General features: G+C 74.1%; 18 protein-coding genes. 12 read left to right on the forward strand and 6 right to left on the reverse strand.

What is annotated here, in order from left to right; genetic code table 11:
- Window positions 1–4: 4 nt before the first annotated feature.
- From H958_RS0111335 to H958_RS0111350, 4 genes are read left to right on the forward strand one after another with little or no spacing between them, the layout of a single operon-like run.
- Entirely contained in the window at window positions 5–1,453 is a 1,449-nt protein-coding gene (locus H958_RS0111335; RefSeq protein ID WP_028058755.1) for a hypothetical protein, read from the forward strand.
- Window positions 1,454–1,457: 4 nt separating this feature from the next.
- On the forward strand, window positions 1,458–2,051 hold the full coding sequence (locus tag H958_RS0111340; protein ID WP_028058756.1) for a hypothetical protein: 594 nt from the start codon (window positions 1,458–1,460) through the stop codon (window positions 2,049–2,051).
- On the forward strand, window positions 2,051–2,593 hold the full coding sequence (locus H958_RS0111345; RefSeq protein ID WP_028058757.1) for a hypothetical protein: 543 nt from the start codon (window positions 2,051–2,053) through the stop codon (window positions 2,591–2,593). The genes H958_RS0111340 and H958_RS0111345 overlap by 1 nt, the downstream gene beginning before the upstream one ends.
- Window positions 2,593–3,984, forward strand: coding sequence for a Dyp-type peroxidase (locus H958_RS0111350; protein WP_051324117.1), 1,392 nt, complete (start codon window positions 2,593–2,595; stop codon window positions 3,982–3,984). Before H958_RS0111345 ends, H958_RS0111350 begins: the two co-directional genes overlap by 1 nt.
- On the opposite strand, the gene H958_RS0111355 is transcribed toward H958_RS0111350, so the two are convergent.
- Genes H958_RS0111355 through H958_RS0111375 form a run of 5 tightly spaced genes read right to left on the reverse strand, consistent with a single transcriptional unit; the run spans window position 3,981 to window position 8,166 of the window.
- Window positions 3,981–4,676 (reverse strand): 2OG-Fe(II) oxygenase, encoded by a 696-nt coding sequence (locus tag H958_RS0111355; RefSeq protein ID WP_028058759.1) that lies wholly within the window; start codon window positions 4,674–4,676, stop codon window positions 3,981–3,983. The two genes, H958_RS0111350 and H958_RS0111355, sit on opposite strands and share 4 nt — an antisense overlap.
- A gap of 22 nt (window positions 4,677–4,698) precedes the next feature.
- Window positions 4,699–6,525 carry a CHASE2 domain-containing protein gene (locus H958_RS0111360; RefSeq protein ID WP_028058760.1) on the reverse strand — a complete coding sequence of 609 codons (1,827 nt, stop codon included), beginning with the start codon at window positions 6,523–6,525 and terminating at the stop codon, window positions 4,699–4,701.
- Window positions 6,522–6,917 carry a DUF3307 domain-containing protein gene (locus tag H958_RS0111365; protein WP_028058761.1) on the reverse strand — a complete coding sequence of 132 codons (396 nt, stop codon included), beginning with the start codon at window positions 6,915–6,917 and terminating at the stop codon, window positions 6,522–6,524. Before H958_RS0111365 ends, H958_RS0111360 begins: the two co-directional genes overlap by 4 nt.
- On the reverse strand, window positions 6,914–7,525 hold the full coding sequence (locus H958_RS47495) for a hypothetical protein (protein ID WP_028058762.1): 612 nt from the start codon (window positions 7,523–7,525) through the stop codon (window positions 6,914–6,916). The genes H958_RS0111365 and H958_RS47495 overlap by 4 nt, the downstream gene beginning before the upstream one ends.
- Window positions 7,526–7,560: 35 nt before the next feature.
- The gene (locus H958_RS0111375) at window positions 7,561–8,166 is read right to left on the reverse strand and encodes an MBL fold metallo-hydrolase (RefSeq protein ID WP_028058763.1); all 606 of its coding nucleotides are present in this window, start codon (window positions 8,164–8,166) and stop codon (window positions 7,561–7,563) included.
- 24 nt (window positions 8,167–8,190) lie between these two features.
- Between H958_RS0111375 and H958_RS43200 the strand changes: the two genes are divergently transcribed.
- The 8 genes from H958_RS43200 (at window position 8,191) to fahA (ending at window position 18,202) form a co-directional block, all read left to right on the forward strand.
- Window positions 8,191–8,829: a GNAT family N-acetyltransferase gene (locus H958_RS43200; RefSeq protein WP_051324118.1), complete on the forward strand. Its 639-nt coding sequence runs from the start codon at window positions 8,191–8,193 to the stop codon at window positions 8,827–8,829.
- 196 nt (window positions 8,830–9,025) lie between these two features.
- Window positions 9,026–9,718: a glycosyltransferase gene (locus tag H958_RS0111385; protein WP_028058764.1), complete on the forward strand. Its 693-nt coding sequence runs from the start codon at window positions 9,026–9,028 to the stop codon at window positions 9,716–9,718.
- Entirely contained in the window at window positions 9,715–10,845 is a 1,131-nt protein-coding gene (locus tag H958_RS0111390; RefSeq protein ID WP_156027922.1) for a glycosyltransferase, read from the forward strand. The genes H958_RS0111385 and H958_RS0111390 overlap by 4 nt, the downstream gene beginning before the upstream one ends.
- Entirely contained in the window at window positions 10,842–11,945 is a 1,104-nt protein-coding gene (locus tag H958_RS0111395) for a polysaccharide pyruvyl transferase family protein (RefSeq protein ID WP_028058766.1), read from the forward strand. Before H958_RS0111390 ends, H958_RS0111395 begins: the two co-directional genes overlap by 4 nt.
- Window positions 11,942–14,587, forward strand: a complete 2,646-nt coding sequence (locus H958_RS0111400) for a glycosyltransferase family 39 protein (protein WP_028058767.1) — start codon at window positions 11,942–11,944, stop codon at window positions 14,585–14,587. Before H958_RS0111395 ends, H958_RS0111400 begins: the two co-directional genes overlap by 4 nt.
- A complete protein-coding gene (locus H958_RS43205) occupies window positions 14,584–16,110 on the forward strand; it encodes a glycosyltransferase family 2 protein (protein ID WP_051324119.1) in 1,527 nt (508 codons plus the stop codon). Before H958_RS0111400 ends, H958_RS43205 begins: the two co-directional genes overlap by 4 nt.
- Entirely contained in the window at window positions 16,107–17,108 is a 1,002-nt protein-coding gene (locus H958_RS47500) for a glycosyl hydrolase family 8 (protein ID WP_196807312.1), read from the forward strand. Before H958_RS43205 ends, H958_RS47500 begins: the two co-directional genes overlap by 4 nt.
- 11 nt (window positions 17,109–17,119) lie before the next feature.
- Complete coding sequence (gene fahA / locus H958_RS0111415; RefSeq protein WP_196807313.1) at window positions 17,120–18,202, forward strand: fumarylacetoacetase; 1,083 nt, start codon at window positions 17,120–17,122, stop codon at window positions 18,200–18,202.
- Here fahA and H958_RS36570 read toward each other — a convergent pair.
- Complete coding sequence (locus H958_RS36570) at window positions 18,165–18,866, reverse strand: DedA family protein (protein WP_051324121.1); 702 nt, start codon at window positions 18,864–18,866, stop codon at window positions 18,165–18,167. The two genes, fahA and H958_RS36570, sit on opposite strands and share 38 nt — an antisense overlap.
- Window positions 18,867–18,874 lie beyond the last annotated feature (8 nt).

Raw genomic sequence — 18,874 nt, forward strand, 5'->3', positions numbered from 1 at the left:
GAGCATGACCGACGAACAGGCCGCCCAGGCGGCGGAGCACGCCGGGCTGCAGGACTTCCTGAGCTACTCCTTCGCCGACGCCATCCAGGACCGCCGCACCCGCCGCGTGGCGCAGGGCGTCTCGCTGAAGGGCGGCCCGATGAGCTATGAGAGCTCCAACGAGCCCTCGCCGCTCACGCCGCTGGAGGAGGCGATCCTGATCGCCTCCACGAGCGTCACCGGGGCGGTGATGCACGACGGGCCGATCGACAAGCCGAACGGCTCCAAGGAGCTCGGCACGATGTTCCTCGAGGTCGCCGGCCGCGCCGCCTCGAGCGCCGACAACGCGCAGGCGACGTCGTTCTTCATGATCAACGACGAGGGCGTGTGGCTGATCCAGCGCCCCCGCGGCCGCGAGGCGCTGGAGCTGTTCAAAGAGATCCCGCCGCGCTGGGAGGACCGCACGGAGGACGACTGGCTCTCGTTCGCCAACGCCGTCAAGCGCAAGGTCCACGACGAGCGCTTCTCGTTCCCGCGCGAGTGGCCGTACTACCTGGGGTGGAACGCGCAGCACTCCAACCGGCCGGGCACGACGTGCTTTCTGCCGGTGGTCGACAACACGCGCCAGACCATCAACGTGCTGCTGATCCTGCTGTCGGAGCCGCACGGCAAGGTGCCGCTGTTCCTGGACGACTGGAGCGCGTTCAAGCCCAGGACGGCGATGGACTGGGCGGCCTGGGCCGCGTCCAAGCTCGGGCTCGTGGACACGATCCCGTATCACCCGATCGGCGGCATCAAGCGCGTGCGCGGCGGCTTCGCGACGCCCGACACGCCGGCGCCGCTGGGCTCGCTGACGAACATGCGCACCGACTACGAGGCGCACTTCTTGCTGCAGAACCTGATGCTCACCGGCGAGGCGCTGCGGCTCGGCGGCTGGGTCCACGGCGCGCCGATGATCCCGTATGTGTGGCGCCGCGACCCCGCCAAGGGCGAGCTGGGCCTCGGCTTCCGCGAGTACAGCGCCAAGACCTTCGACTCGCGCTGGAAGCGCTGGCCGCCGGTCCCGGCGTCGCAGCCGAACTACGTCGGCATCGACGGCGTGCTGGAGGGGCTGTGCCCGCCGTACGTGACCGACATGGACGCGGCGGTCGATCAGGTGCTGGAGGAGAAGTTCGGCCCGCACGGCACCTACAAGGACGCGGAGGTGTTCGCCCAGGCCTACAAGGACGAGGCGACGGCCGAGACGTACATGCGCAACGCCGGCCACCCGCCCAAGGAGGCCGTCGACTACGCGAAGGAGATCTGCCGCTACCTGGTGGAGACCTACGGGCGGTTCCCGGCGCACTCGGACGCGTTCCACCTGCCCGGCATCTGGGTGCAGTTCTCGCACCTGGAGATCGAGTACTACGAGCGCTTCGGCAACCCGGCGCACACGCGCCGCCAGGCCGAGGGCAGGGAGATCTGGAGGCGCTAGGCGTATGGCCACGTCCCATGTCGCGGCGGCGCCGGTCCAGGTGCCGCCCTCCAAGCCCGGGAACACGATCGGCCGCCTCACCGGCCTGACGCTGTTCACGCCGGTCCGCCGCCGTTGGCTGCCGGTCGCGAAATCCGCCTTCTGGCTGGGGAAGTGGATTCCGCTCGCGCAGAAGCACATCCTGCAGTTCGAGTTCATCCACTTCGTGCGCTGGACGCACGTCGACAAGCTGCCCGACGGGCAGAAGCTCAACTACACCCACCTCTTCTTCGAGAGCAACTTCGACGGGCCGTGGCAGCACTACATCGACGCGTTCGCGTACTGCATCCCGAAGGACATCCGGCTCGTGTGGGGGCGCGGGATCAACTTCCCGGCGCCGCCGCCCGCCGAGCCGCTGAAGGCGTGGATCGCGCACAACTCGATGGAGGGCGGGACCTACTACTGCGCCTATCCGGAGGCGTCCACGCGGATGGTGAAGGGCGCGCTGGAGGTCTCCGAGCGCTTCGAGGCGCTGCGCGCAGGCGCGGCCTCGATGACGCCGGAGCAGTTCGAGGCCGCGTATCGCCGCTTCCTCGGCGACGTCCAGGCGCACATCTGATGGCGGAGTACCGCAACCGCGTCGGCCAGGCGTACGGGCTGACGACCTTCGCGTCGATCGACCCGCGGTTCGTCGACGAGGTGCAGGCCTACATCGACGGGCTGCCGCTCGGGCCCGAGAGCCCGCTGGCGCGGCTCGAGCAGCTGCACCTCTCGCGGATCCAGATCTTCCGCGAGCTCGTCGACCAGGGCGGCGGCCACGAGGTCGACGTGCTCGAGGCGCCGCAGCTCGTGTTCACGTCGAGCTTCGACGGCGATCTCGACAGATACCTGGACGCGATCTGCGACCGCGTGCCGGAGGCCGACACCTGGTGGGGTCACTGCACCGGCTATCCCGGCCGCTCGGACAAGGCGGCGTTCCGCGCGTGGATCCGCGCGCACCGGCTCGACGCGCAGCTGTTCGCCTCGGCGTACCCGGACGCGACGGTGCAGGACGTGCGGTCGGCGCTCGCGCTGCGCGAGCGGATCGTGGCGTTCGCGGCCGAGACGCAGGGGCTCGACGCGGCCGCGCTGCAGCAACGCTTCCTGGCGGAGCTGGCCTGATGGCGCGCACGATGCCGCGGCTCGCCCGCCGGGGCCGGGAGAAGCCGTCGTTCGAGCTGGGCGACATCCAGGGCAACGTCCTGCGCGGCTACACGTACCCGCACGCGGCGTACCTGTTCCTGCGCATCGACGATCCGGCCAAGGCGCGCACGCTGATGGGCCGGATGCTGCCGCAGGTGGCCAGCGCGCAGGAGTGGACGGACGGGCCCCCGGCGACGGCGATGCACGTCGCGCTGACGTACGCGGGGCTGGTGGCGCTGGGGCTCTCCCCGGAGCTGCTCGCGTCGTTCCCCGAGGCGTTCCGCGAGGGGATGGCGGCGCGCGCCGACCGGCTCGGCGACCGCGGGCCGAGCGCGCCCGCGAACTGGGAGCCGGGGCTGGGCACCGGCGAGGCGCACGTGCTCGTGACCGTCTACGCCCTCGACGGCGAGAAGCTCGAGCTGGCGCGGATGGCGCTCAAGGGCGTCGGCGCCGAGGGCGCCGTGACCGTCGTGCACGAGCAGCGCGCCGAGGCGCTCGACGGCGGCCAGGACCACTTCGGCTTCTTCGACGGGATCGCGCAGCCGGCGATCGACGGCGGCGGGGTCGCCGGGCGCCCCGGCGACGGGCAGCCCGCCGGGCGCGGGCGCTGGCGCGACGTCGCGCCGGGCGAGTTCCTGCTCGGGCACGTCGACGAGGACGGCGGCCTGCCGGAGGCGCCGGCGGCGCCGTTCGACCGCAACGGGACGTTCATGGTGTATCGCAAGCTCGCGATGGACGTGGCGGCGTTCCGGCGCTGCATCGCCGAGCACGGCGAGCGCTATCCCGGCGGGCCCGAGGCGCTGGCGGCGAAGATCGTCGGCCGCTGGCCGGACGGGACGCCGGTCTCGCTGTCCCCGGACGCGCCGGATCCGGACGTGGTGGAGGATCCGCTGCGGATCAACGACTTCACCTACGGCGACGACCCCGCAGGGCTCAAGTGCCCGCTCGGCGCGCACATCCGGCGCGCGAACCCGCGCGACTCCGAGGGCTTCTTCGGCGGCAAGCTGTCCGACCGCCACCGGATCGTCCGGCGCGGCCGGCCGTACGGGCCGCGGCTGCCGGAGGGCGCGATGGAGGACGACAGCGTCGAGCGCGGGCTCGTGTTCGTCTGCTTCCAGGCCGACATCTGGCGGCAGTTCGAGACGATCCAGGCGCTCTGGATCGACGACGGCGACCCGTTCGGGCTCGGCGCCGACAAGGACTTCCTGATCGGCGAGCCGTCGGGGAACGGCGCGGGCAAGATGACGATCCCGGGCGACCCGCCGTTCATCGTGCGCCCGCAGCCGCGCTTCGTCACCATGCGCGGCGGCGAGTACCTGTTCCGGCCGTCGATCAGCGCGCTGCGCCGGCTGGCCGAGGGCGGCGTCTAGCGCGCGTCGTGGAAGATCACGCCGAGGCCGAGCCGCTCGCCGCGCGTGAGCGTCGCGACGCCGTGGCGCATCGTCGCGCGGTAGTGCCCGCGGCTCCCCGCCGCGGGACGGTGACGCGTGGGGAACAGCAGCAGCTCCCCCTGGCCGAGTGAGATCACGTGCGCCCGCGACTGCGCGCGCGGGCGCTGCTCGACGAGCACCGACTCGCCGCCGTCGAAGTCCTCGCCCTTGCGGCTGAGCACCGTGAGCGCCTGGAACGGGAACGCGACGTCGCCGTAGAGGTCCTGGTGCAGCGCGTTGTAGCCGCCGGGGCGGTAGCGGAGGATCAGCGGCGTCGGCTTCGTCTGGCCGGCGTCGTGGCAGGTGGCGAGGAAGTCCTCGAGCGTCTCGGGGTAGCACGCCGGCTCGCCCAACCGCTCCGCCCAGCGGTTGGCGGCATGCGCGAGGTGCGGGTAGAGCCCGTGGCGCAGCGCGCTCACGTGGTCCGGCAGCGGGTGGTCGAAGTACTTGTACTCGCCCTCGCCGAAGCGGTGGCGGGCCATCTCGATCCGGCTGCGGAAGGTGCCGGTGTCGTAGAGCGCCGAGAGCTGCTCGCACTCGTCGCGCTCGAGGACGGGCTGCGTCATGGCGAACCCAATGCGGTCGAGCTCGTCGTGCAGCGCGTCCCAGGGGAGGGAGTCGATGTTCAGCATCGCCCGTGCAACGGGCGCGGCGTCACGGCTGTGAGGCGGCCTCGACCGGGACGCCCGGATCGCGCGGCGGGGGCGGCTGGTCGGCGAGCGACCACAGCATCACCTTCGCCACGCGCCCGCGCACCTCGGCCTCGCCGACCTGGATCAGGTCCTCGGCGGGGCGGGTGAGCATGCCGCGGGTCGTGTCGGCGACGAACAGCTGGTGCGGCGTGCCCTTGGTCATGCCCTCCAGGCGCGCCGCGGTGTTCGTGGTGTCGCCGAGCGCGGTGTACTCGAGCCGGCGCTCGGAGCCGACGTTGCCTGACATCACCGGCCCGCTGTTGAGCCCGATGCCCATCTTGAACCCGCCCTCGTGCAGCCGCTGCCCGCGCAGGTAGTCGTTGAACCTCTCCATCCGGCTCAGCATGTCCCGCGCCGCCTCCAGCGCGCGGTCGGCGTGGTCGTCCTGCTGCAGCGGCGCGCCGAACACGGCCATGATGCCGTCGCCCATGTAGGCCACCAGCGTCCCGCCGTGGTCGAGGATCGCCTCGCTCATCTCGGTCAGGTACATGTTCAGCGCCTCGATCACCTGCTCGGGCTCGAGCGTTTCGCTGAAGCTCGTGAAGCCGCGCAGGTCGGAGAACATCACCGTGCCTTCGCGCCGGACGCCGCCGAGCCGGACGCCCCCCGCGTCGCGCAGCACCTGGTCGACCACGGCCTCGGGGACGAAGCGCGCGAACGCGTCGCGCGCCTGCTCGCGCTCGAACGCCACGGTCACGCCGTGGATCGCCCCGGTCGCGATGATCGCCACGATTCCCGCGAGCACGGCGTAGATCTCGGTGATCACCGTGCCGTGGTCGAACGCGATCTGGACGCCGACGAGCACGGCGGCGATCGCCACGAGGCCGCCGAGGACGGGGACGAGGATGTTGAAGCGCAGGGCGAGCAGCGGCGTGATCAGCGCGAGCGCGACGACGAGCAGGATGTCCAGCCAGGTCCTGCCGTCGCGCAGCGGGAAGCCCTCGAGCGCCGTCCACGCGGCCGCCGCCTGGATCTCGGGCCCGGGCATCAGGCCGCTGCCCGTCGTGGACGTCGGATGGAGGTCCTGCAGCGATGGCGCGATCGCGCCGACCACGACGAGCTTCCCACGCACCGCGGCGGGGTCGAACTTGCCGCGCATCACGTCGACGAAGCTCAGATAGCGGATCGTGCGCGGCTTGCCGGGGTAGTCGATCCACGCTTGGTTGCCGGGCGGGAGGTCGAGCTTGCCGCCGCGCTCGGCGCGCGCCGCCGCGACCGGGAACGTCTCGAGGCCGTCGATCTTGAACGCCATGTGGCGGATGCGGCCGTCGTTGTCGTTGACGTAGTTCGAGTTCGACGGCGTGGCGCGGCTGTAGGCGAGCCCTTCGTCGCCGCCGAAGATGCGCGTCTTGCCGTCAGGCGTGACCTCGGTCGTCGCCATCACCATGCGATTGGCGCCCTTGTGCTGCGCGCGCACGGCCTCGATCAACCGGTTGTCGGCCGCCTGGTCCTTGTCCGGGTCCCCGGAGCTCTGCGCCTCGGTGAACTGGACGTCGTAGGCGATGACCTTCGCGCCCGCCTTCGTCAGCTGTTCGATCACGCGCGCATGCGTGGTGCGGTCGAACGGCCACTGCTGGTTGAGCTGCTCGAACGTCTTGTCCTCGATCGCCACGACCGCGACGTCCTTCGGCGCGCCCTGCGAGCCGCGGATGTCGAAGCGCTTGTTGATGCTCGAGTACTCCAGCCGGCGAAGCGCGTCGGTCTGCTGCGTCACGATGCCGACGGCGGCGATCAGCAGCGCGGACGCGAGGAGCAGGAAGGTGCGGATGCGGCGGGTGCGCCGCTTCAAGACACGCCCACGAGGATCGCCACGAGCGAGAGCGAGAGCACGTGGAAGGACTGGTCCACAGAGGCGGCGAGGCCGACGTCGAAGCCGTCCGCGCGTTTGACGCGCGCCAGGTAGAGGCGCACGATCCGGCCGTCGTCGACGATCAGGTGCGGGACGTAGATGAGCAGGCCCGCGACGACCGCAACGACCGCGCCGGTCTCGCTCCCGATCCAGATCAGGGCCGGGACGAACGCGACCGTGTACGTCGTGACGTGCGAGACGAGCGCACGGAGCGCGACCGGGTCGCCGGTGAGTCCTCCGCGCTTGTGACGCGCCTGCCAGTCGGTCTGGAACAGGTAGTCGCCCACCATGTGGGCGACGAGGAACCCGGCGAACGCGGAGACCCAGCTCACTTGGCCTTCGCGCGGGCGAGGTACTGCTCGCCCGCCCTGAGGAGGACCGTCCTGCCGGTCCGGAAGTCGCGCACGGCGACGACGCCCCGGACGACGCGCGTGATCGTTCCCTGGCAGGTGTCGATCACGACCCACTTGGTGCCGCGGACGGTCGCGGCGCTGAACTGGCCGCGCGTGCGGAACTGCCCGCTGCCGTCGCCCCATAGCTTGCGCCGCTTGACCTTCTTGGCCGCGGCGGCCGCCCCGCAGCTGGGCTTCGGGCCCGCCAGCGCGAGCTCGGTCACCGGCCTGGCGGTCGCGGCCTGCGAGACCTTGAAGAGGCCGTCGTAGAACCACGACTTGTTGGTCCCGCCGGCCAGGTCGCTCGCCGCGGTGATGTTCACGCGCCCGTTCACGGTGTCGAGCGTGGTATCGACCGGTACCTGCACCTCTTGAGCGAGCCGCACGAAGTCGTGCGCGCCCGGGACCTTGTAGAGCACCGTCCCCTGCAGCAGCTTGAGGTTCACGGTCTTGCCCGCGATCGGCGGCGGAGGCGCCGTGGGCGCCTGGGCACGGGCGGCCGGGACGCCGGCGCTGGCTGCGAGGGCAAGGGCGAGCGCGGCGCGCAAGTCACGCCGATCGTCTTGCAGCGGATACCGCCCTGTCAAGTGGTGCCTGAACCGTTGCGGGCTCTCGCGAACGCGCGCAGCGCGTCGCGTCCGCCGCTTGCCAGCGGTGCGCCGTGGGCCATCAGCAGCACGTCGAAGTCGACCTCGTCGGCGAGCGCGCGGAACCGAGCGCGCAGGCCGTCGCGGATCGCCTGCGGATCGTCGCCCAGCAGACCGTCGGGCACGAACGCGAGCTGCCCGCCGCGCCCGCGGACGATCGAGTCGGCGAACAGCAGCGCGTCGCCGATCTCCAGCGCGGTCTCCTCCGGGCACAGGACGCCGACCTCGTGCGCGGTCACGCCGGGCGCAAGCTCGTCGCCCCAGGCGTAGCCCTCGACGCCCTCCGGCAGGTCGTCCAGGCCCGCCTCGTGGCAGAGGACGGGGATCCCGAACTCGTCGCGGAAGCGCGGGATGTGGCGCCAGTGGTGGCGGTTGGACATCACGATCCGCTCGGGGTCGCGCGGCAGGCCGTGAAGCCCCTCGGGGGGCTCGAGCGGGTCGAACAGCGTGGCCGACGGCACATGGAAGTGCGAATGCACGTCCGTGCCGATGCCCTCGTGGAAGGCGGTCCAGTGGAGCAGTCCGGGCGCGATCTCGTCCATGACGTCTCCGTACCCTCACAGACGATGCAGGTCTACGTCGAACCGAGCCCCGCCGGCGGCTATTTCGTGCGCCTGCGCGGCGAGGGCGCGCCGTTGTCGCACCACGACACCGAGGAGGAGGCGGAGGCCGCCGCGGCGGCGTATCACCGCGGGCTCGCGCACGTCGAGCGGGCGACGGAGCTCGTCGTGCTGCGCGACGGCTCCGAGGTGCTGGTGCGCCAGGCGCGCGCCGACGACAAGCCCTTGTTCGTAGCGGGCTGGAGCGGGCTGTTCGCCGAGATCGACCACGTCGACCACGAGGCGATCGGGGCGCTCGCGGACCGCGCCGGCGTCGGCGTCGCCCGCTACGTGCGCGACACCGACCGGCCGCACATGGCCGAGGCGGCCGTGGTCGTGATCGACGCGTGGCAGGGCCGCGGTCTCGGCGCAAAGCTGCTGCGCCGCCTGTGCGCGCGGGCCACGGAGAACGGCATCCGCGTCTTCACCGCGACGCTGCTCGCCTCCAGCGACGCGATGCTCGCGCTGCTGAGCCGGCTGGGCGCGGTCGAGGTGCGGCGGCGCGAGGGACCCGCCATCGAGGTCGACGTGGAGCTTCCGGTCGAGCTCGGAACGCTCGAGCACGTCCTGCGCGAGGCGGCTGAGCGGCACGTGAAGCAGCGCTAAAGGCGCGCTCGCCGTGTGCGCGCGGTCACACTGCGAATCGCGAACTACCCGTTCGGGTTACATGGTCTGAGGTCGCGCTCGCGTCGACCGGCGTGTGTCCGCGCCGGCCCACTGCAGAGCGCCCGGGGCGCAGGACGCGCCCGCCGGCCAGTCTTCGAACCCCTCCAGGGAGGTCTCTTTGCGCCTGGATATCGTCATGCCCGCACACAACGAGGAGCAGCGAATCGACCGCACGCTTCACGCGTACCGGGCAGCACTGCCGAGAGCCGGCGTGCGCTTCTTGATGGCGCTCGACTCGTGCTCGGACGCGACGCCGGAGATCGTCGGGCGCCACGCCCGCGAGGACAGGCGGGTGCACGTCTTCGAGTATCCGAAGCTCGGCAAGGGCGGCGTGATCACGGAGACCTTCAGACGCTCGGACGCCGAGCTGGTCGGGTTCGTCGACGCCGACTGCGCGACGCCGCCGCGCGAGCTGCTTCGGCTCGCATCCGCGACCGCCCGCGTCGACGGCGCGATCGGCTCGCGACGCCACCCCGCCGCGCTGCTGCCCGCGCGGCGGCCGTTCGCCCGGCTGCTGACCTCGGCGGGCTTCGCGAACGTCGTCCGACTGCTGATGCGGCTTCCGTACCGCGACACGCAGTGCGGCGCCAAGGTGCTGCGGCGCGAGGTCGTGGACGACGTGCTCCCGCACCTGGCGGCGCGCGACCTGCTGTTCGACGTCGACCTGCTCGCCGCCGCGCGCGAGCGCGGCTGGCGCGTCGTCGAGGTCCCGACCGTCTGGATCGACCAGGAGGGCTCGCGCGTGAGCGCGATGAGCGACTCGCGGCGGATGGGAGCCTCGCTGATGCGGCTGTGGCTGCGGCGGCGGCTGAAGGCGGTGACCGCGTGACGGCGCCGGATGTCGCCCTCATCTCCCCCTTTCCGCCTTCCGGCTGGACCGGCGTCGCCTCCTACTCCTCCCGGCTCGCCGCCGCGCTGCGCCGCGCCGGAGCGCGCGTCACGGTGCTCGCGGACGTGCTCGACGGCGCGCCGCCGGTCGCCCGCTCGGGCGGGCTGGAGGTCCGGCGCGTGTGGCGCCGCGGTCCCGGCGCGCTGCCGCGGGCGGCGGCCGGAGCGGTGCGCACCGGCGCGCCGGCGGTCCATATGCAGCACGAGCTGATGCTCTACGGCGGAGCGGCCGCGGCGCCGGGCGTGCTCCCGGCGCTGGCCGCGCTGCGCGCCGCACGGCGCCGCACGGTCGTGACGATGCACCACGTCCTCGACGCGGGCGCGATCGACGCCGAGTTCACGGCGACGCACCGCGTCCACGCGCCGGTGCCGGTCGCGCGCGCCGGCGTGGCGGGGCTCCAGCGCGGCATCCGCGCGCTCGCGGACGCGGTCGTGGTGCATGAGCCGGAGCTCGCCTCGCTGCTGCCGGGCGCGGAGGTCATCCCGCACGGGATCGACGCTCCGGCGGATCCTTCGCGCGCCGCCGCGCGCGCGGCCCTCGGCCTCCGCGACGACCGGCTCGTGGCGCTCTGCTTCGGGTTCCTCGCTCCCTACAAGGGGCTGGAGGTCGCGCTCGAGGGCGTGAGCAAGGCCGGGGACGACGTGCAGCTCGTGCTCGCCGGCGGCGACCATCCTCGCGTCGGCGGCGAGTACGCCGCGCGGCTGCGTGACGCCGCGCCACCCGGCACCCGCTTCACCGGCTTCGTGCCGGACGAGGACGTCGCGCGCTGGTTCAAGGCCGCCGACGTCCTGCTCGCGCTCTATCCGCGCCCGTTCGCCACCAGCGGTCCGCTCGCGCTCGCGCTCGCGCACGGGACGCCCGTCCTGCTCTCGCCGCGGCTCGCCGCCGTGACCGGCGCGCCGGCCGAGCTGTCGGTCGAGCTCGAGCCGCTCGCCGTCGCGCGCCGGCTGCGGACGCTCGCCGAGCGTCCGGAGGAGCGCGCGCGCCTGCGCGAGCGCGTGGCCGCGCTGGCCGCGGGCCGGTCGTGGCCCGAGGTCGCGCGCCGGCATCTGGAGGTGTACGCGTGAGCCGGCGCGTCGTCCTTGCGGGCGCGTTCGGGCAGGGCAATCCGGGCGACGAGGCGCTGCTGCGCGCGTTCGCGGCCGCGCTGCCGGATCACGTGCCGGTCGCCGCCTCCAGCGCGCCGGCGGCCACCGCCGCCGAGCACGCGATCCCGGCGGTCGATCGCGACGACCCGCCGGCGGTGCTGCGCGCGGTCCGGCATGCGGACGCGGTCGTGGTCGCCGGCGGGACGGTCTTCAAGACGCTGCATCCCTCGTGCGCCCGCCGGCCGGGCGCGCTGCTGCGGCGGCTGACCGTGCTGGCGGTCGCCGCGAAGGCGATGCGCAAGCCGCTCGCGCTCGTCGGCGTGGGCGCGGGGGCGCTCGAGAGCGCGTCCGCCCGCCGCCACTCACGCGCGATCGTGCAGGCATGCGACCTGCTGATCCTGCGCGACGAGGAGTCCGCGTCCAGGCTCGCCGCGGCGGGAGCGACCGCCCCGTTCCGCGTCGGCGCCGACGCCGCCTGGACCGTGCTCGACGACGCGCCGCAGGCGGCCGCGTCCAACGGCGCCGCGCCGGTCGTCGTGGTGCTCAGCCACCTCGCCGGCGGGCCGGAGCTTCCCGCCGCGCTTGCGGCCGGCCTCGCGCCGCTCGTCTCGGCCGGCGCGCCAGTGCTGCTGCAACCGTGGCAGCCGGACGACGTCGAGCTCGGACGCGCCGTCGCGGCGCTGGTCGACGGCGCTCGGCTCGTCGCCGCGCCGGCCGGGCTCGACGCCGCCCGCGACGCGTTCGCCGGAGCGCGCCTGGTGATCGGGCTGCGCTTCCACTCGCTCGTCGCGGCCGCCGCCGCGGGCGTCCCCTTCGTGGCGTACGCGCACGAGCCCAAGCTCGCCGGGCTCGCGCGCCGCCTCGGCCAGCCGGCCGTCCCCCCCGGCGGTCCGCTGGCCGGCACCGCGCTGGCCGCACTCGCCGAGAGCGCCCCGCCCTCGCGCGCCGCCGTCGCCCGCGAGCGCGAGCTGGCCCTCGCGGGCTTCCGGCTGCTGCGCGTGCTCGTCGCCGGCGGGCGCACCGAGGAGGCCGTCGCCGTCGACGGCCTCGCCCTGCGACCCGAGGAGTGGCTTGCATGAGCGCCGTCCATCCCATCGCCCGCGCCCCCGCGCGCCCGGCCCGGCTCGTGGCCGAGCAGGCCGTCGTGGCCGGCGGCCAGCTCGCCGCCGGCGTCGGCAACCTCGTCTTCTCGCTGGTCGCCGCGCGGGTGCTCGCGCCCGGCGCGTTCGCCCAGCTCGCCGCCTTCCTGGGGCTCTACCTCGTGATCCACGTGCCGGCCGCCAGCCTCAGCGCCGGCTCGGCGCTCGACCCGCGCGTCGCGGCCGCCACCCGGCGCCGCGTGTTCAGGCTCGGCTGCACGGCCGGACTCGTGCTGGCCGCCGCCGCGCTGCCGCTCGCGCGCCTGCTGGACGTGCCGGTCACGCTGCTGCTCGCGGCCGCCGCGAGCGCGCCCACCGCGGGCCTGATCGCGCTCGACCGCGGACGGCTGTACGGCCTCGGCCGTCATTCGCGCGCGGTGGGGAGCCTGCTGGCCGAGCCCGCCGTGCGGCTCGGGCTCGGCGTCGCGCTCGCCGCCGTCGCGGGGCCCGCCGGCGCCGCGCTCGGCGTCGTCGCAGCCGGCTGGGCGGCGCTCGCCGTCGCGCACCTGCCCGGGACGCGGCCGCGCCGCGCCGCGCCGCCGCGCGCGGGCGGCGCGACCGTCGCCGCGTTCCTGCTGCTCGCCGTGATCCAGAACCAGGACGTCCTCGCCGCCAACGCGCTGCTCGGCGGCGGCGAGGCGGGGCGCTTCGCCGTGCTCTCGACGCTCGGCGGCGTCGCCGCGTTCGCGACGACGACGGTGCCGCTGCTGCTGCTCGGCCGCCGCGGCGGCCGCGGAGCGCTGCCGGCCGCGCTCGCCGTCGCGGCGGCGCTCGGGCTGGGCGCGGTCGCCTTCATCGCCGTCTCGCCCGAGGCGCTCGTGCGCGCGGTCTTCGGCGACCGCTATGCCGGCGTCGCGCGGCTCGCCGTCCCGTACGTCCTGGCAATGGCGCTGCTCGGCGTCGCCCGCGTGCTCGTCGCGCATGCCGTGACGACGCGCCCGCCGCGCACGATCGTCAGCGTGCTGGGCGCGGCCACCGTGCTGCACCTCGTCCTGATCGTCGCGCTCGGCCACGACGCCGCGGGCGTGGCGACCGCCACGCTCATCGCGACGACCGCGCTCGCGGCGGGCGCCGCCGCCGCCGCGCTCCCGCACGTAGGCGCGCCGCGAGACGCGGCGAACCCGCGGGTCGCGGCGCTGCGCGAGCGCGTCGCCGCAGCGGCTCGCACCCGCGAGCTGTGGCTCGTCGCCGGCCTCACGCTCGCCGGCCTCGTCCTGCGGCTGATCGTCACGCGCGGCATCTGGCTCGACGAGGCGACCTCGGTGTGGCAGGCGGAGCTGCCGCTCGGGCGCATGCTCCACACACTCGAGACGACCGACGTCCACCCGCCGCTGCACGACCTCGTGCTGTGGGTGACGATCCGCGTCCTCGGGACCGGCGAGCAGGCGGTCCGGCTGCCCTCGCTGCTCGCGGCGACCGCGATGGTGCCGCTGATCTACGCCGCCGCGCGCGACATCTACGACCGCCGCGCCGGACTCGCCGCGGGCGCGTTCACCGTCGTCGCGCCGTTCGCGGTCTGGTACGCGCAGGAGGCGCGGATGTACGCGTTCTTCATGCTCTTCGCGCTGCTCGCCGCGTGGCTGCAGGTGCGCATCCTCAGAGGTGACGACGGCACGCGGGCCAAGCTGGCGTACACCGCGGCCGCCGCGGCGCTGATCTACACGCAGTACTTCGGCATCTTCCTCGTCGGGGTCCAGCTCATCGCGTTCCTGGCCGTCAAGAAGCGCGCGTGGCTGCCGTACGCCGCGCTGCTCGCGCTCGCGATCGCGCCGGCGCTGATCTTCGGCGAGCACCAGTTCGCCGCCAACGAGGCGGCGGGCAAGGGCTTCGAGCAGGTGCCCTCGCAGACGGGCGGCGCCGTCTCGGCGGCGGGCGATAAGCCGGGCGCGTACGCCGCGCTGACCAACGCCGTCTGGGCCGTCCTCGGCTACCACTCCGACGCGACGATGGAGCGGCTCGCGGCGCTGTGGCCGCTGCTGATGCTGCTCACGCTTGCGCTGCTCGGCCGCGGCCGCAGCCGCGCGACGGCGCTGATCGCGGCGTCCGCTGCGTTGCCCGCGGCGGCGCTGTTCGCGCTCGGCCAGCTGAAGCCGTTCGTGTTCGAGGTGCGCTACTTCATCGGCGCCGTCCCGCTCGTGCTGATCCTGCTCGGGCGCGCGGCGACGAGCTGGAGCCCGCGGCGCTCGACCCGCGCACTCGCCGTCGGCGTCACGCTCGCGGTGCTCGGCGCGGGCGTGGTCGACCAGCAGTTCAACGGCAGCAACCCGCGCGTGTACGACTTCCGCGGCTCGCTGCAGGCCATCAAGGCGGACGCCCGCCCCGGCGACACGCTGCTCTACTCGCCGCAGTACCTCAACCACGTCGTCGGCTACTACGGCGCCGGCATCCGGTCGCGCCCGCTGACCGGCGACCTGCCGCACCTGCGCCGCGGCCGGCACCTCTATCTCCTGGGCAGCTTCCTCGACAAGCCCGCGTACCGAGACGCGACCGCGAAGGCCGTGAAGCGGCTCAAGCGCCGCTACCGGCTCGTGAGCACGAGCAGGCGCCCGCAGATCCGGATCTGGGAGTTCACGACGCGATGACCCGAGACACCCGCCTGCGACGCGCGACCTGGACGGCGGCGGGACCCGACCCCCGCCGCCGGATCGCGATCCGCCTGCTGCTGTGCGCGATCGTCCCGCTCGCGCTGATCTACTTCACCTGGCTCCTGCGGCCCGGCCGGGTCGGCGAGCCCGTCATGTACGTGCTGCTGGTCGCCGCCGAGGTCTTCAACCTCGTCCAGGCCGCCGGCTTCTGGTGGACGTGCTCGCGCGGCAGCAGCGCGGCGCCCGCCCCGCCGCTCGCTCCGGATACGCGCGTCGACGTGCTGATCCCGGTCTACGACGAGCCGGCCGACGTCGTCGAGCCCACCGTCGAGGCCGCGAGCCGGCTGACGGGCGCCCGCGCCCGCGTGCACCTGCTCGACGACGGCGGGAGCGACGAGATGCGCGCGCTCGCCGCCCGCCACGGCGCGGACTACATCCGCCGCGAGGACGGCGCCGGCGCGAAGGCCGGCAACATCAACCACGCGCTCGCGCACACGGACGCGCCGTACGTCGCCGTGCTCGACTGCGACCACGTCCCGCTGCCCCACTTCCTCGAGGCGATGCTCGGCCACTTCGCCGACGAGCGCGTCGCGTTCGTGCAGGCGCCGCAGTACTACGCCAACAACGAGCACGGCGACGTCGCGTCGGCCGCGTGGGGCCAGCAGGCGCTGTTCTTCGGCGCGATCGCACGTGGCAAGGACGGCCACGAGGCGATGTTCTGCTGCGGCACCAACGTCGTCTTCCGGCGCGCGGCGCTCGAGTCCGCCGGCGGCTTCCCGACGCGCTCGCTGACCGAGGACTTCGACCTCTCAATCCGGCTGCACGAGCGCGGCTGGAGCTCGCGCTACGTCGCCGAGGTGCTCGCCCACGGGCTTGGGCCCGAGGACATGGCGGGCTACGTGAGCCAGCAACAGCGCTGGGCGCGCGGCTGCGTGGGCGCGCTCGGCACGGTGCTGCGCGCGCGACTGCCGTGGCGGATCAAGCTCCAGTACCTGTTGTCGGCCTCGTACTTCCTCAGCGGCTGGACGGTGCTCGTCTACATGACGTTCCCGGTCGTCCGGATCCTCACCGGCGCGCAGCCGCTGGCGGCGACCACGGCCGACCAGTTCCTCGTGCACTTCGCGCCCTACTTCGGGCTCGCGCTGCTCGCGGTCACCTCGGTCGGCGGCGGCGCGTACACGTTCCGCTCGTTCGCGCTGCAGACGGCGAGCTTCTGGATCCACATCCAGGCGACGGTGCGGGCCCTGCGGCGCCGGCGCGGGCGCTTCGTCGTGACGCCGAAGCAGGGCGCGCTCGAGCGCCAGCCGCGGGCCGTCGCGCCGGCGCTGGCCGCGCTCGCCGTGCTCGCCGGCGCGGCGGTCTACGGGCTCGCGCGCGGGAACGATCCGGCGACGCTCAACAACGTGGCGTTCGCGGCGCTGCACGTGTGCGTGCTCGCCTGCGGCGTCGCACCCGCGCTACGGGCGGGCGCCGTCTCGCGCGAGCGCGCGGAGGCGAAGCGGGAGCCGGTGCCTGCGTGAGGCGGCGCCTCGCGCCGATCGCCGCGCTGCTCGCGGCCGCCGCCGTCGCGGCGGCGGTCGCGCTCGCCGCGACCGGCGCCAAGCCGGCACCCGACGCGGCCGCGGACCGCTTCCTCGACCGCTACATGCAACCCGGCGGGCGCGTCGTGCGCCGCGACCAGGGCGGCGACAGCGTCAGCGAGGGCCAGGCGTACGCGATGCTGCTCGCCGCCGCCACGGGCGACCGCAGGCGCTTCGACGCCGCCTGGAGCTGGGCGCGCCGCCACCTCCAGCGCCCCGACGGCCTGCTCGCCTGGCACTGGATCGGCGGCCGAGTGGCCGACCGCCAGCCGGCGGCGGACGCCGATCTCGACGCCGCCTGGGCGCTCGCGCTCGCCGCCCGCCGCTTCCACTCGGGCGCGTACCGGCGCGCCGCCGCGCGGATCGCCCGCGCGGTGCTCGCGCACGAGACGGCGCCGATCGCCGGCAAGACGATCCTGCTCGCCGGCCCGTGGGCGCGCGGCCAGGGCACCGTGAACCCGAGCTACTTCTCCCCCGGCGCGTACGCCGCGCTCGCCCGCGTGGCGCCCGACCCCCGCTGGGCACGCCTCGCCGCCGCGAGCCGCCGGCTGCTGATCAGGCTGCCCTCGCCGCCGCCGGACTGGGCGCGGATGGACGCCGCAGGAGTGCACCCCACCGGGCCGCCCGGCACGCAGCAGCCCCCCGGCTACGGCTACGACGCCTACCGCGCGCCGGTCCGCTACGCCGCGTCCTGCAGCGCCGCGGACCGCGGCGTCGCCGCCCGCTACTGGCCGGCCCTGCGCGGCGCCACCGGCAACCCGGTCGCGTCCGTCGCGGCGGCCGCGGCCGCGCACGCGGCGGGAGACGAGGCGGCGAGCGGCGCGCTGCTGAACCGCGCCGAGAAGCAGGACGCCCAGCACCGCACCTACTACGGCTCGGCCTGGGTCGCGCTCGGCCGCGAGCTGCTGCACGGCGACGACACCTCGCGCTGCGGCTAGGCTCGCGCCCCGTGAACGGCTTCGGAGCGGACAACCTGCCCTACGGCGTCGCGGCGCCGCCCGGCGGCGCGCCGCGCTGCGTCGTGCGATACGGCGACGACGCGATCGACCTCGATGCGCTCCAGCGCGAGGGCCGGCTCCCCGGCCTGCCCGAGCACACGTTCGGCGGCGCCGCCCTGAACCCGTTCCTCGCGCTCGGGCGCACGGCCTGGGAGACGACGCGCGCGCGCCTGCAGGACGCGCTCGGCGACGCGCCGCGCTTCCCGCTCGCGACCGCCGAGATCCTGCTCCCGGTCCAGATCGGCGACTACGTCGACTTCTACTCCTCGCTCGAGCACGCGAGCAACCTCGGCCGCCTCTTCCGCCCCGACGCGGAGGAGCCGCTGCTGCCGAACTGGCGCCACCTGCCGGTCGCCTACCACGGGCGCGCGAGCAGCGTCGTCGTGTCCGGCACGCCGATCCACCGCCCCAGCGGCCAGCGGCCCGGGTTCGGGCCCACCGAGGCGCTCGACATCGAGCTCGAGCTCGGCTTCATCACCGGCCCCGGCAACCCGCTCGGCACGCCGATCCCGGCCGCCCACGCGCGCGACCACGTCTTCGGCTTCGTGCTCGTCAACGACTGGAGCGCGCGCGACATCCAGCGCTGGGAGTACCAGCCGCTCGGCCCGTTCCTCGGCAAGTCGTTCGCCACCAGCATCTCGCCCTGGGTCGTGCCGCTGCAGGCGCTCGAGCCGCACCTCGTCCCCGCGCGCCCGCAGGAGCCCGAGCCGCTGCCGTACCTGCGGACCGATGGCGACTGGGCGCTCGACATCGACCTCGAGATCGAGCTCAACGGGACGACGATCAGCCGCACCAACGCCCGCGGCCTCTACTGGACGTTCCCGCAGCAACTCGCGCACGCGACCGTCAACGGGACCAACGTCCGCCCTGGCGACCTCTACGCGTCCGGCACGATCTCGGGACCGGCACCCGGCAGCGAGGGCTCGCTGATCGAGCTCGGCCGCCCCTTCCTGCGGGACGGCGACACCGTGACGCTGCGCGGAGCCGCCGGCGAGATCAGCCTTGGCGAGGTGACCGGGACGATCCGCGGGTAGCGGTCCACGCCTGGCGGGCGAAGATCACGAGGACGAGCAGGATCGTCAGATACAGCGCGTAGTGCGAGACGCCCTTGGCGACGTCGACCGCACGCTGCCCGATCGCGTACCCGAGCCCGACGCACAGCGCGACCCACAGCAGCGAGCCGATCACGTCCAGCAGCAGGAAGGTCGCCAGGCGCATCCGCGTCCAGCCGGCCGCGGCGTAGATGAGCACGTTCGGCACCGGCTGGAAGTACGCGATCACGATCGCGACCCAGCCCCAGCGCGCGATCAGCCGCTCCAGCCGCGCCGTCCGCTGCGCCGCCTTCGGATGGCTGCCGAGGAACAGGTCCATCACGCGCCGGCCCCAGCGCCGGCCCGCCCACCAGTAGACCCAGTCGAACATCATCAGGCCGGGGAGCGCGGCGACGACCGCGATGAACAGCGACTGGTCGCCGACGCGCGACAGCGCGCCCATCGTCACCATCGCCGTCATCGAGCCGCGCAGCAGCTCGAGCAGCACCGGATGCGTCCCGACCAGCGAAGGAACGGCCGGCAGGAGCGCCAGCGCGTAGATCCCGCTCAGCGAGATCGCCGCGAGCAGGAAGACGTCGAGACGCTCCGGCTTGCCGTCCCACGGGACCGCGGCGTTCCGCGGCGTCGCGGTCCCGTCGTCGTTCACCGGACCCA

It is taken from the genome of Candidatus Solirubrobacter pratensis (genome assembly GCF_000425945.1).
Lineage (GTDB): Bacteria > Actinomycetota > Thermoleophilia > Solirubrobacterales > Solirubrobacteraceae > Solirubrobacter > Solirubrobacter pratensis.